The sequence below is a fragment of the Achromobacter insuavis genome (assembly GCF_902859645.1).
Classification (GTDB): domain Bacteria; phylum Pseudomonadota; class Gammaproteobacteria; order Burkholderiales; family Burkholderiaceae_B; genus Achromobacter; species Achromobacter insuavis.
In genome coordinates this window covers 1-12,165 of the sequence record NZ_CADIJR010000122.1, presented here as the reverse complement: position 1 = coordinate 12,165, position 12,165 = coordinate 1, and the positions used below count along the sequence as shown (strand labels likewise).

General features: G+C 69.9%; 11 protein-coding genes and 1 pseudogene. 6 read left to right on the top strand and 6 right to left on the bottom strand.

The features are described 5' to 3' along the window. From H0523_RS30255 to H0523_RS30235, 5 genes and pseudogenes are all read left to right on the top strand, one after another. Positions 1-380: pseudogene (locus H0523_RS30255) on the top strand (CheR family methyltransferase); the annotation flags it as partial. After that, complete coding sequence (locus H0523_RS30250) at positions 373-1,038, top strand: chemotaxis protein CheW (RefSeq protein ID WP_054434712.1); 666 nt, start codon at positions 373-375, stop codon at positions 1,036-1,038. The pseudogene H0523_RS30255 and the gene H0523_RS30250, both read left to right, overlap by 8 nt. Continuing rightward, positions 1,035-3,296 carry a hybrid sensor histidine kinase/response regulator gene (locus tag H0523_RS30245; protein WP_054434714.1) on the top strand — a complete coding sequence of 754 codons (2,262 nt, stop codon included), beginning with the start codon at positions 1,035-1,037 and terminating at the stop codon, positions 3,294-3,296. The genes H0523_RS30250 and H0523_RS30245 overlap by 4 nt, the downstream gene beginning before the upstream one ends. Beyond that, positions 3,293-4,309 (top strand): chemotaxis response regulator protein-glutamate methylesterase, encoded by a 1,017-nt coding sequence (locus H0523_RS30240; RefSeq protein ID WP_054434715.1) that lies wholly within the window; start codon positions 3,293-3,295, stop codon positions 4,307-4,309. Before H0523_RS30245 ends, H0523_RS30240 begins: the two co-directional genes overlap by 4 nt. Before the next feature lie 36 nt (positions 4,310-4,345). After that, positions 4,346-5,359 carry a response regulator gene (locus tag H0523_RS30235; protein ID WP_054434717.1) on the top strand — a complete coding sequence of 338 codons (1,014 nt, stop codon included), beginning with the start codon at positions 4,346-4,348 and terminating at the stop codon, positions 5,357-5,359. A 15-nt stretch (positions 5,360-5,374) separates the two neighbouring features. Here the strand turns inward: H0523_RS30235 and H0523_RS30230 are convergent, their stop codons facing one another. From H0523_RS30230 to H0523_RS30210, 5 genes are all read right to left on the bottom strand, one after another. Beyond that, positions 5,375-7,030 carry an ABC transporter permease gene (locus H0523_RS30230; RefSeq protein WP_180180260.1) on the bottom strand — a complete coding sequence of 552 codons (1,656 nt, stop codon included), beginning with the start codon at positions 7,028-7,030 and terminating at the stop codon, positions 5,375-5,377. A 41-nt stretch (positions 7,031-7,071) separates the two neighbouring features. Continuing rightward, on the bottom strand, positions 7,072-8,001 hold the full coding sequence (locus H0523_RS30225; RefSeq protein WP_197287390.1) for an ABC transporter substrate-binding protein: 930 nt from the start codon (positions 7,999-8,001) through the stop codon (positions 7,072-7,074). A 43-nt stretch (positions 8,002-8,044) separates the two neighbouring features. Next, entirely contained in the window at positions 8,045-8,758 is a 714-nt protein-coding gene (locus H0523_RS30220; RefSeq protein WP_054434723.1) for an ABC transporter ATP-binding protein, read from the bottom strand. Next, positions 8,755-9,873 carry a porin gene (locus H0523_RS30215; RefSeq protein ID WP_054434725.1) on the bottom strand — a complete coding sequence of 373 codons (1,119 nt, stop codon included), beginning with the start codon at positions 9,871-9,873 and terminating at the stop codon, positions 8,755-8,757. Before H0523_RS30215 ends, H0523_RS30220 begins: the two co-directional genes overlap by 4 nt. A gap of 107 nt (positions 9,874-9,980) precedes the next feature. Further along, positions 9,981-10,460, bottom strand: coding sequence for an Lrp/AsnC family transcriptional regulator (locus tag H0523_RS30210; protein ID WP_082380495.1), 480 nt, complete (start codon positions 10,458-10,460; stop codon positions 9,981-9,983). 178 nt (positions 10,461-10,638) lie between these two features. Between H0523_RS30210 and H0523_RS30205 the strand changes: the two genes are divergently transcribed. After that, positions 10,639-11,925, top strand: coding sequence for a cystathionine gamma-synthase family protein (locus H0523_RS30205; RefSeq protein WP_054460990.1), 1,287 nt, complete (start codon positions 10,639-10,641; stop codon positions 11,923-11,925). A 22-nt stretch (positions 11,926-11,947) separates the two neighbouring features. On the opposite strand, the gene H0523_RS30200 is transcribed toward H0523_RS30205, so the two are convergent. Further along, positions 11,948-12,165 (bottom strand): hypothetical protein (locus H0523_RS30200; RefSeq protein WP_180180259.1); only part of this gene is annotated, 218 nt, incomplete at its 5' end.

Here is a 12,165-nt window from a genome sequence, read left to right as displayed (position 1 = left end):
CATCCACGCTGGCCCCCTCGCCGCGCCCGTCGCCCGCCGCCGCGCCCGCCAGGCCGGCGGACAGCGGAAACGATGCCGCCTTGCGCGCCATCGCCGTGCTGGCCGACCAGGGCCGGGTGCAGGAGGCCATGGCTCAATGCCGCATCCACCTGGCCGAGCATGGCGCCAGCGCCGACGCGCTGTATCTGCTGGGCCTGCTGCAGGATGCCGGCGGCGACACGCGCCAGGCGCAGGCCGCCTACCGCAAGGCGCTGTACCTGGATCCGACCCACCGCGAGGCGCTGCTGCACCTGGCCGCGCTGGTCGAATCCGAGGGCGACGCGGAAGGCGCCCGCCGCCTGCAGGCGCGCGCCGCGCGCCAGGAGGCCCGCCGTGAGTGATTTCCTGGCCAGCCTGGCGGAAGTGGACGATTGCTGGAACCGCATCGGCAGCCGCGGCGACAAGCGCTGCGAGCGCCTGCCCGAGTACGTGCATTGCCGCAATTGCCCGGTGTATGCGGGCGCCGCCAAGCGCATCCTCGACCGCCTGCCGCCGCAGATCGCCGCGCCGGTCGACGGCGCCGCGCGCAAGGTCCAGGCGCGGCTCTCGTCGCTGCTGGTGTTCCGGCTGCAGGGCGAATGGCTGGGCCTGCCGACCAAGGCGCTGGACGAGGTGGCCGGCACCCGCGCCATCCTGTCGCTGCCGCACCGGCGCGATCCGGCGGTGCTGGGCGTGACCAACGTGCGCGGCACGCTCACCGTCTGCGTGTCGCTGGGCCGGCTGCTGGGCCTGGACGGCGCGGCGGTCGACAACGGCCGCGAGCGGCCCGCCGCGGCGCGCATGCTGATCTTCGGCGGCGCGGGCCGCGCGGTGGTGTTGCCGGTCGACGAAGTGGAAGGCATCCACAGCGTGGACCTGGACGCGCTCGAAGCGCTGCCGGCCACGGTCGAAGGGGCCAGCCTGAAGTATTCGCGCGGGGTGGTCCGCTGCGGCGCCCGCAGTGTCGGCGTGCTGGACGAGACCCTGTTGATGCAAGCCTTGGAACGGAGCCTGGCGTGAACCCGGACCAGATGCGCGACGCCTCGCTGCTGGAGCTGTTCCAGCTGGAAACCCGCAATCAGGTGCAGGTGCTCAACAACGGCCTGCTGGCGCTGGAGCACGATCCGACCTCGGCGGCGCAGCTCGAGGCCTGCATGCGCGCGGCGCATTCGCTCAAGGGCGCGGCCCGCATCGTCGACCTGCATCCGGCGGTGCGCATCGCGCACGCCATGGAAGACTGCCTGGTGGCGGCGCAGGAAGGGCGCCTGCGGCTGCAGGCGGCCGACATCGACGCGCTGCTGCAGGGCACGGATCTGCTGCAACGGGTGGCGACGCCGGGCGCCGACCTGGGCGATGCCATCGACGACCTGGTGGCGCGCCTGTCCAATGCCCCCAACGCGCCGCCGGCCGCGCCGGTGGTCGAGCGTGCGCCCAAACCCTCGGACTTCCTGCCGCCGATCCACCAGCCCGACGATCCGCCGCCGGCCCCGCCGCCCGCGCGCCGCAGTTCCGACCAGACGCTGGGCGAGGGCGAGCGGGTGCTGCGGGTCACGGCCGACACGCTCAACAAGCTGCTGGGCCTGTCCAGCGAAACGCTGGTCGAATCGCACTGGATCGCGCCGTTCAGCGCCTCGATGCTGCGCCTGCGGCGCCTGCAATCGGGCGCCGGGCAGGCGCTGGACAGCCTGCGCGCGGCGCTGGCCGGCGTGCAGGTGGACGCCCGCGGCCAGGCGGCGCTGGACGATGCCCAGCGCATCGTCGAGGCCTGCCAGCAGGAATTGATCCAGCGCGCCGGCGAGGTCGACGAGTTCGGCTGGCGCATGGGCCATCTGGCGCAGCGCCTGTACGACACCGCGCTGGCCTGCCGCATGCGGCCGTTCGGCGACGGCCTGGGCGGCATGGCGCGCATGGTGCGCGACCTGGGCCGCTCGCTGGGCAAGCAGGTGCGCCTGGAGATCGAGGGCGATTCGACCCAGGTCGACCGCGACATCCTCGACAAGCTGGACGCGCCCCTGATGCACCTGCTGCGCAACGCGGTGGACCACGGCATCGAGATGCCGATGGACCGGCTCGACGCCGGCAAGCCCGCCGAGGGCCGCATCCGGCTGTCGGCGCGCCACGCGGCCGGCATGCTGCTGATCGAATTGAGCGACGACGGCGGCGGCATTTCGCTGGACCGCCTGCGGGTCGAGGTGGTGCAGCGCAAGCTGACCAACGCCGAGACCGCCGCCCGCCTGAGCGAGGCCGAACTGCTGGAATTCCTGTTCCTGTCCGGCTTCAGCACGCGCGGCGAGGTCACCGAGATCTCGGGCCGCGGCGTCGGGCTGGACGTGGTGCAGACCATGGTGCGGCAGCTGCGCGGCGCGGTTCGCATCCACCAGCAGACCGGGCAGGGCACGCGTTTCGTGCTGGAGATGCCGCTGTCGCTGTCGGTGGTGCGCAGCCTGCTGGTCGAGGTGCAGGGCGACATCTACGCGTTCCCGCTGGCCTACGTCAGCCATGCGCTGCAGGTGCGGGCGCAGGACATCGAGCAGCTCGAAGGGCACCAGCATTTCCGCTTCATGGACCGCCAGATCGGCCTGGTGTCGGCGCGCCAGATCCTGCACTCGGGCGAGCCGGCGCCGGCCGCCGAGACCCTGTCGGTGGTGGTGGTCGGCGATCACGACCGCCTTTACGGCATCGCCGTGGACCGCTACGTGGGCGAGCGCACGCTGGTGGTGCAGCCGCTCGATCCGCGCCTGGGCAAGGTGCAGGACGTGATGGCCGGTTCGCTGATGGACGACGGCACGCCGCTCCTGATCCTGGACGTCGAGGACATGCTGCTGTCGGTGCAGAAGCTGGTCGAGGGCGGCCGCCTGGCCCGGGTCGACGGCGGCGGCCCGGTGGCGCAGGCGCGGCGCCGCAAGCGCGTGCTGGTGGTGGACGATTCGCTGACGGTGCGGGAACTGGAACGCAAGCTGCTGCTGAACCGGGGTTTCGAGGTGGCGGTGGCGGTGGACGGCATGGACGGCTGGAACATGCTGCGCAACGAGGCCTTTGACCTGGTCGTGACCGATGTCGACATGCCGCGCATGGACGGCATCGAACTGGTGTCGCGCATCAAGGCAGATCCCAAGTTGCAAAGCCTGCCGGTGATGGTAGTGTCTTACAAGGATCGCGAAGAGGACCGGCGACGCGGGCTGGACGCGGGCGCCGACTATTATCTGGCCAAGGGTAGTTTCCACGACGATGCCTTGCTGGACGCCGTGGAAGACCTGATCGGAAAGGCGCGGACGTGAGAATCGGAATCGTCAACGATCTTCAGATGGCGGTGGAAACCCTCAGGCGCGTCATCGCGCTGGAGCCGGGGCTGGAAGTGGCCTGGGTCGCGTCCAACGGCCAGGAGGCCGTCGAGCAATGCGCCCTGGACCGGCCCGACGTGGTGCTGATGGACCTCATCATGCCCGTCATGGACGGCGTCGAGGCCACCCGCCGCATCATGGCCGAATCGCCTTGCGCCATCGTGGTGGTCACGGTCGACGTGGCGCGCCACACCGCGCGGGTGTTCGACGCCATGGGCTACGGCGCCCTGGATGCCGCCGACACGCCGGTGGTCGGCAGCGCCGACCTGCGCAGCGCGGCGGCGCCGCTCTTGCGCAAGATCCGCAACATCGGCTGGCTGATCGGGCGCTACGGCAGCAATCGCACCGCGCTCAGCCCGGTGGCCCGCACCGCGCCCCAGGCCGATCCGTCGCAGGGCCTGCTGGTGATCGGCGCCTCGGCCGGCGGCCCGTCCACGCTGGCGCAGCTGCTGCGCGACATTCCGTTGAGCTTTCCCGCCGGCATCGTGCTGGTGCAGCACGTGGACGCATCCTTCGCGGCCGGCATGGCCGACTGGCTCAATGACCAGATCGCGCTGCCGGTGCGGCTGGTGCGCGAGGGCGAGCGGCCGGCGCCCGGACAGGTGCTGCTGGCCGGCACCGACGACCATCTGCACCTGCTGGCCGATGGTACGCTGCGTTACACCGAGAATCCGAAAGAAAGCCTGTACCGGCCCTCTATTGATGTATTTTTCCATAGCGTCGCGCAGCATTGGCGCGGCCTGGTCGTCGGCGTGCTGCTGACGGGCATGGGGCAGGACGGGGCGCGCGGCCTGAAGGCGCTGCGCGAACGTGGCTGCCTGACCATCGCCCAGGACCAGGCCACCAGCGCGGTCTATGGCATGCCCAAGGCGGCCGCCGCGATGCAGGCCGCCGTTGAAATCCGTGCGCTGGACAAGATCGCACCCCGCTTGATCCAGGCGTTTGCCTGATCCGGCGGATATCGCTAGAAATCAAGGAACGAGACTATGCACCCCCCCTTTGACAGCCCGGCCTCGGCCGACCTGAACTCGCACGCGGCCATGGTGCTGCTGGTCGACGATCAGGTCATGGTCGGCGAGGCCATCCGCCGGGCCCTGGCCACGGAGGGCAATATCGACTTCCATTACTGCTCGGACCCCTACAAGGCGCTGACCGTGGCGGTGCAGACGCGGCCCACGGTGATCCTGCAGGACCTGGTGCTGCCGGGCGTGGACGGCCTGAGCCTGGTGCAGGAATACCGTAGCCATCCGGTCACGCGCGACATCCCCATCATCGTGCTGTCGACCAAGGAAGACCCGGCCATCAAGAGCGCGGCCTTCGCGGCCGGCGCCAACGACTATCTGGTGAAGCTGCCGGATTCGATCGAGCTGGTGGCGCGCATTCGCTATCACTCGCGCTCGTATCTGGCGCTGGTGCAGCGCGACGAGGCCTACCAGGCGCTGCGCCAGAGCCAGCAGCAGCTGCTGGAAAGCAATATGGAGCTGCGCCGCCTGACCAATTCCGACGGCCTGACGGGCCTGGGCAACCGCCGCTATTTCGACGAATACCTCAATGCCGAATGGCTGCGGGCGCGCCGCGATGGCCGCGAGATCAGCATGCTGATGATCGACGTGGACCATTTCAAGTCCTACAACGACACCTACGGCCACATCGCCGGCGACGAGGCGCTCAAGCGCGTCGCCAACACCATCTTCGCCAGCTGCGACCGCTCCACCGACCTGGCCGCGCGCTTCGGCGGCGAGGAATTCGCGCTGGTGCTGCCGGGCACGCCGTCGGGCAGCGCCCGGCTGGCCGCCGAGAAGCTGCGCCGCGCCGTCGAGGCCATGCAGATTCCGCAGAAGGACACCAACGGCGGCCCCTGGCTGACCGTCAGCATCGGCACGGCCACCGCCGTGCCGGCCGCCGACCAGCCGTGCACCGACCTGATCCAGGTGGCCGACCGCGGCCTCTATCAGGCCAAGAACCAGGGCCGCAACCGCGTGGTGCAGGGCCAGATGTAAAACGCCGCCAGGCCGCTAGGCCGACCGGCCGCGCCGGATCGAGGTGGCGGCCAGCATCAGCGTCAGGCTGACGCCGACGGCCACCGCGGCCATGGCCATGCCTTCGCCCACCGAACCCTGCTCGAACTGCCGCCAGACGAACACCGACACTGTCTGCACGCCGGCGGGCGCCAGCAGCAGCGAGGTGACCAGTTCGCGCGAGGCCACGGCGAACACCATCAGCATCGCGGCCGCCAGGCCGGGCAGCACCAGCGGCAGCACGATGCGGCGCAAGGCCGCCGCGGCGCTGGCGCCATGCACCCGCGCCGCCGCCTCCAGGTTGGCGCCGAGCTGCGCCAGCGCGGCGCTGACGTAGCGCACCGGGTAGGGCAGCAGCAGGCTGGTGTACGACAGCAGCAGGATGCCCCAGGTGCCATACGGCGAGGCCGGCCAGAACGGCTGGTTCCAGGCCAGGATCAGGCCGACCCCCACCACCACGCCGGGCAGCGCCGCGGGCAGCAGCGCCAGCGCGTCGATGACGGCCGCGCCCGGCACGTGGCGGCCGGCCACGCACCAGGCCGCCAGCAGGCCCACGGCGCCCGCGGCCAGCGCGGTGCCGGTGGCCAGCAGCAGGCTGGTCGAAAGCGCCTGCCAGGCCTCGCCGCCAGCCTGGAACAAGGCCGCGAAATTGGCCAGGGTCAGGTTGTCCAGCGACAGCCCGGCGGAGACGTGGCGCGTCAGGGCCGCGGCCAGCATCGATGCCAGCGGCGCCGCCACCGCCACCAGCGCGACCGCCGCGAACAGGCCCAGCACCGGCCAGCGACAGGCGCCGAGCCGGCCGCGCGCCAGCGGCGCGGGCTTGCCGGTGGTGGTCTCGAAGCCGCGTCCGGCGACCAGCGCGCGCTGCACCGCGTAGGCCGTCAGCGCCAGCGCCACCAGCACCAGCGACAGCAGCGCCGCGCCCGGCAGGTCGATGGGCCAGTCCGCCAGGCGCCGCTCGATGGCGGTGGTCATGACGGCGACGCCGGCCTGCGAGCCCAGCGCGGCGGGCACGCCGTATTCCTCGATCGCCAGCGTGAAGGCCAGCAGCAGGCTGGCGGCGATGGCCGGCAGGGCCAGCGGCAAGGTCACGCGCAGGAATGCGCGCCACGGGCCGGCGCCGAACACGCGCGCGACGTCGGCCAGGCGCGCGCCGGTGGCGGCCATGCTGCGCGAGACGGCGAAATACACCACCGGAAAGATCGCCAGCCCCATTGCCAGCGTCACGCCGGCGGGCGAGAACAGCAGCGGTCCGAGATGCAAGCCCGTCAGTTGCTCCAGGTAGCCGCGCGGTTGCAGCGCCATGGTCCACGACAGCGCGGCGATGTAGGGCGGCAGCAGGAACGGCACCAGGAACAGCAGGTCCCAGAGCCGCGCCAGCGGCACCTGGAACAGGCCGCGCAGCGCGCCCAGCGGAATGCCGATGAGGGCGCTGACGGCGGCCACGCCCAGGCCCAGCTTGAGCGTGCCGCCCACCAGCGTCAGCGCCGCCGGCGTGGCCAGGGTGGCGGCCCAGGCGCCGAAGGGATTGCGCAGCGAGCCTTCGGCCAGATGGGGAAAGACGGCCTGCAGCGCGACGAAGGCCATCGGCAGGGCGACGAGCACGCCCAGGGCGGCCACGGTGATGGCCGCCAGGAGAAAGACGCTTTTCATGGTCGGGGTGGGGATGCCGGACGCGCCGGCATCCCGGCCTGTCAGTGTTGGCCGAACAGGCGCGCGAAACGCGCCAGCACCTCGGCGCGCGAGGCGCCGGGCGCGGTCTCGGGCAGCAGCGCCAGGTCCTTGAACAGCGGCCGCTTGCCGGCCACGTCCTGGCGCGCCGGCATCAGCCAGGCGTCGGCGACGGCGCGCTGGCCGTCCTCGGACAGCACGTAGTCGATGAACTGGCGCGCCTGGTCGGGCGCCTTGGTGGTCTTCAGGATCATCATCGGGCGCGGCGCGATGGCGGTGCCGCTGGACGGGAAGATCACCTTGATCGATTCGCCTTTCTCGACGCTGGCGTACGACACGTAGTCGACCGCGCCGAACACCGCCGCCTTGGCGCCCTGCAGCACTGGCGTCAGCGCCTGGGCGTTGGGGCCGGAGATGGTCATGCAGTTGTCGCGCAGCGTCTCGAACAGCTTCCAGGCCGATTCGCCCTGGGCGCTTTGCAGGCCCAGCAGCAGGTCGAGCGAGGCGCCCGACAGGGCCGGGTCGGGGGTGGTGACCTTCTGCTTGAACTGCGGGCCGGTCAGGTCTGACCAGTCGCGCGGTTCGGGCGTGCCGCTGCGCGAATTCCAGACGATGCCCAGCGCCGAGATGCCCTGCGCCACGTAGGTCGGGGTCTTGAAGCGGGCCGGCACCTGGGCCGCGTTGGGGCTGTCATAGGCCAGCAGCCAGCCGCGCTGGTCGAGGTCCTGCGCGGTGTCCCACGAGGCCGAGATCAGCACGTCGGCGCGCGGGTTGGCGGCCTCGGCTTCGAGCCGGGCCATGACCTTGCCGGTGGTGGCCTGGAACACGTCGACCTTGATGCCGGTCTTCTCCTGGAAGCCGGCGGCCAGCTGCTTGATCAGGCCGCCGGGGCCCGCGGTGTAAACGGTCAGCGCCTTGGCCTGGCCCGAGGCCAATCCGAACGAAAGCGTCATAAAGAACGTGGCAAGTAGTTTGGAAAGAGGTACGTGGGGCATTTTAGGCAGAGTCCTGGGGTTTGGACATCACGAGGTCGGCGATGCGGCCGTGTTCCATGCGGGCGATCGTGTGCGCCAGGGCATGGGCTTCCTCGTGGTCGTGGGTGACGTAGACGGCGGTGGTGCCGAGCCGGCGCAACAGGGCGCCGATTTCGACGCAGAGCGATTCGCGCAGGGCCCGGTCCAGGTTGGACAGCGGTTCGTCGAACAGCAGCACGCGCGGCCGCGCCACGATGGCGCGGGCCAGCGCGACGCGCTGCTGCTGGCCGCCCGACAGTTCCGAGGGCCGGCGCGCGGCGTGCTCGCCCAGGCCGACCAGGGCCAGGGCTTCCCGCACCCGCGCCGGCCGCTCGCGCCGGGCGACGCCGCGCATTTCCAGCGGAAAGGCGACGTTGCCGGCCACGCTCATGTGCGGCCACAGCGCGTAGTCCTGGAACACCATGCCGAGGCCGCGGCGTTCGGGCGGTTCGTGGCGCTGCGCGTCGCAGACGACGGCATCGCCGAAGGCGATGCTGCCGCCCTGCGGCCGCAGCAGGCCGGCGAGCGACTTGAGCAGGGTGCTCTTGCCGCAGCCCGACGGACCCAGCAGCGCCAGGACAGTGCCCGCGGGCACGTCCAGGTCGACGCCGTCCAGCACGGTGTGGCCGTTGAAGGCGTGGCGCAGGCCGCGCACGGCGATCGCCGTGCCGCCCGCGGAAGGTTCAAGCGCGTTCAAAACCGGTGCCGCAGGCCAAGGTTCAGGCCGAACTGGTTCTTGCCCGGCTCGACGTTGGCGCCGTACTTGCCGCCGATCAGGCTCTGCGCCGACTTGTCGTCGTTCACCGCGTAGGCCGCGACGGCATAGACGGTGGTGCGCTTGGACAGGTCATATTCGTTGCCCAGGACGAACATGGTGGACTTCTGGCCGGTGCCGGCGGCCTGCGCGGCCGGGCAGACGGCGTTGTTCATGTCGTCGCAGACCGAGTCGTTCAGGTGGTACACGGCGAACGACAGGCGGTTGTTCGACACCGGCAGGTAGGTCACGCCCAGCCAGGTCAGGTTGTTCTTGTAGTTGCGCTGCGTCAGCTTCTGTTCCAGCCAGCGGTAGCCGGCATAGACCTTGACGCCTTCGAAGTCGTACGACAGGCCCGCGACGATGCGGTCTTCGCGGTTGTCGCTGTTGGCGCCCTTGGCCGGCTTGTCGGCGTTCTTCGAGTGATACAGCACGCCGGCGTCCAGGCCGCCGGACTGGTAGCGCACGCCGCCGCCGATCATGCGGCCCAGCGTCTTGTCGTCGAACGACTGCTCGTTGTTCCAGCCGAAGCTGTAGTAGCCGCCGACGGACACGGGGCCGAACTTGCCGACGTACATCACCGCGTTGTCGGTGCGGTCGGAGAAGGCGGCGTCGGGGCGCTTGATCGAGAAGTTGGCGTTGTCGAACGGGTTGTACTTGCTCATCCAGTCGATCATGAGCGTGTTGTGGCGGCCCAGCGTCAGGCGGCCCAGGCTCTTGCTCGACAGGCCCACGTAGGCCTGGCGGCCGAACAGGCGGCCGCCCTGCATGGTCTGGCCGTTGTCGGAGTCGAAGCCGTTTTCCAGCACGAACACGGTCGACAGGCCGTCGCCCAGGTCTTCGGTGCCGCGCAGGCCCCAGCGCGAACCGCTGAGATTGCCCGTGCTCATGCCCGTCTTGCTGTTGCCGCCGGGACCGTTGCTGAGGTATTGCAGACCGGTGTCGATCAGGCCGTAGAGCTGGACCGAACTGGAGGTGGCCGTCGCCGCGAGGGCGGGGGAGAAGCTGAAGACGGACAGGCAGGCGCCAGCCGCCGCGATGCGGAGAGTCGATTTCATAACAGGAAGTCCTCTTTGGGATTCAATCGGAATCGACACTCTAGGTACGGGTCGCTACAGCTTCGTGACACTCCTTGCGGTTGTGGTTTTTCGGCGATGGGCGCGGCTCACAGGTGCAGCTTGGTCGACGACTTCACTTCGTGCATCGACAGCGTGCTCAGCAGTTCCTTCACGCCGGGCAGCGTGCGCAGCCGGTTGCGCACGAATTCGGAGTAGGCGTCGAAGTCGCGCGCCACGATGTGCAGCAGGTAGTCGTGCTGGCCGGTGGTGTTGTGGCAGGCCAGCACTTCGGGCATGGCGGCCACGGCGGCCTCGAACGCGTGGCAGGTCTTCTCGGTGTGGTTTTCCAGCGAGATGCTGACGAACGCCACCACCCCCATGCCGAGCGCGCGGCGGTCCAGGATGGCCTGGTAGCCGCGGATGACGCCCGAGCTTTCCAGGCGCTTGAGGCGCTTCCAGCAGGGCGAGGCCGACAGCGACACGCGCTCGGCCAGTTCGGCGTTGGAAAGCCGGCCATCTTCTTGAAGGATTTTCATGATTTTCCAATCGATCGCGTCAAGTTGATGTAACAAGGCAGTCTCTTTCATGGTTTCAAGGCTATGGGAAACGATATTTCCCATTATCCGGTTCCTGAAGCATAAATGGAAAGAATATTGTGGCCGGACGCGCCCATACTCCCTGCATCCCCCGGCCGGCGGCGCTATCGTGTCCGAACCCGTGATACCGCCGTCCGGTAGGCCGTCATTCCCCCTTGAGAGGCACACCATGAGTTATTCCAGCTATCACAAGAAAGACATCTCAGGCCGTCCCCTGCACGCCGAAACGCAGATGATGTCGTACGGCTTCGACCCGTTCCTGTCCGAGGGCGCGGTCAAGCCGCCGGTGTTCCTCACCTCGACCTTCGCCTTCCGTTCGGCCGAGGACGGCGCCGAGTTCTTCGACCTGGTGTCGGGCCGCAAGCCGCTGCCGCAGGGCGAGTCGGCCGGGCTGGTGTACAGCCGCTTCAACCATCCCAACCTGGAGATCGTCGAAGACCGCCTGTCGCTGCTGGACGGCTCGGAGGACGCCGCGGTGACCTCCAGCGGCATGTCGGCGATCAGCGCGGTGTTCCTGGCGTTCCTGCGCCCGGGCGACCAGCTGGTGCAGTCGGTGCCGCTGTATGGCGGCACCGAGACGTTGATCGCGAAGATCTTCCCGGAATGGGGCATCGGCTCGCACCCGATCCACGACGGCCTGTCGGCGCAGAGCATGCGCGAGGCGCTGGAAGCGGCCGCGGCCAAGGGGCCTGTCAAGCTGTTCTACGTGGAGACGCCGGCCAATCCGACCAACGCGCTGATCGACTTCCAGGCGGTCAAGGCCGAGCTGGACGCGTTCGCCGCGCGCCACGGCTATCGCCCGATCTCGGTGTGCGACAACACGCTGCTGGGCCCGATCTTCCAGAAGCCGGCCGAGCATGGCGTGGACCTGTGCGTGTACTCGCTGACCAAGTACGTGGGCGGCCACAGCGACCTGGTGGCCGGCGCCGTCACCGGCACCAAGGACCTGATCAAGAAGGTGCGCGCCATCCGCAGCGCCTTCGGCTCGCAGCTCGATCCGCATTCGTGCTGGATGATCACGCGCTCGATGGAGACCGTGGTGCTGCGCATGAAGCAGGCCGCGCGCAGCGCCACCCGCGTGGCGCAGTGGCTGGCCGGCAATCCGCACGAGAAGGTGCGCATCTATCACCCCGAGATCATCGCCGACGAGGCCTACCAGGCGGTCTACAAGCGCCAGTGCACCGGCCCGGGCTCGACCTTCGCGTTCGTGCTGGACGGCGGCCGCGCCAAGGCGTTCCGCTTCATTAACGCGCTGCGGCTGTTCAAGTCGGCGGTGAGCCTGGGCGGCACCGAGTCGCTGGTGTGCCATCCGGCCTCGACCACGCATTCGGGCGTGCCGGCGGCCGAGCGAGACGCGGCCGGCGTGTCCGAAGGCCTGATCCGCATTTCCATCGGCCTGGAGCACGAGGAAGACCTGATCGCCGATATGGACCAGGCCATGCGCAGCCTGGCCTGAGGGGCGGCGCGCGGCGACCGCGTCAGGCCGCCGCGGGCGGCCAGTCGACACTCGCCGGCGCCAGCGCGTCGCGCAGCGCCGCCAGGTCGGCGGGCGTGTCCAGGTCGGTGACGTAGGCGCGGTTGGCGCTGTCGAAGACGGCATGGCGCCCGCTGCGCGGGTCCAGCCATTGGCGCAATCCGGCGCCGGCCGGCAGCGCGTTGGCCGCCCGCGCCGCCGCGGCCGACAGCAGCAGCGGAT

Coding starts and splice junctions, on each gene's coding strand:
- H0523_RS30235 (WP_054434717.1), top strand. CDS start 4,346: ATGCACCCCCCCTTTGACAGCCCGGCCTCGGCCGACCTGAACTCGCAC.
- H0523_RS30230 (WP_180180260.1), bottom strand. CDS start 7,030: ATGAAAAGCGTCTTTCTCCTGGCGGCCATCACCGTGGCCGCCCTGGGC.
- H0523_RS30225 (WP_197287390.1), bottom strand. CDS start 8,001: ATGACGCTTTCGTTCGGATTGGCCTCGGGCCAGGCCAAGGCGCTGACC.
- H0523_RS30215 (WP_054434725.1), bottom strand. CDS start 9,873: ATGAAATCGACTCTCCGCATCGCGGCGGCTGGCGCCTGCCTGTCCGTC.
- H0523_RS30210 (WP_082380495.1), bottom strand. CDS start 10,460: ATGAAAGAGACTGCCTTGTTACATCAACTTGACGCGATCGATTGGAAA.
- H0523_RS30205 (WP_054460990.1), top strand. CDS start 10,639: ATGAGTTATTCCAGCTATCACAAGAAAGACATCTCAGGCCGTCCCCTG.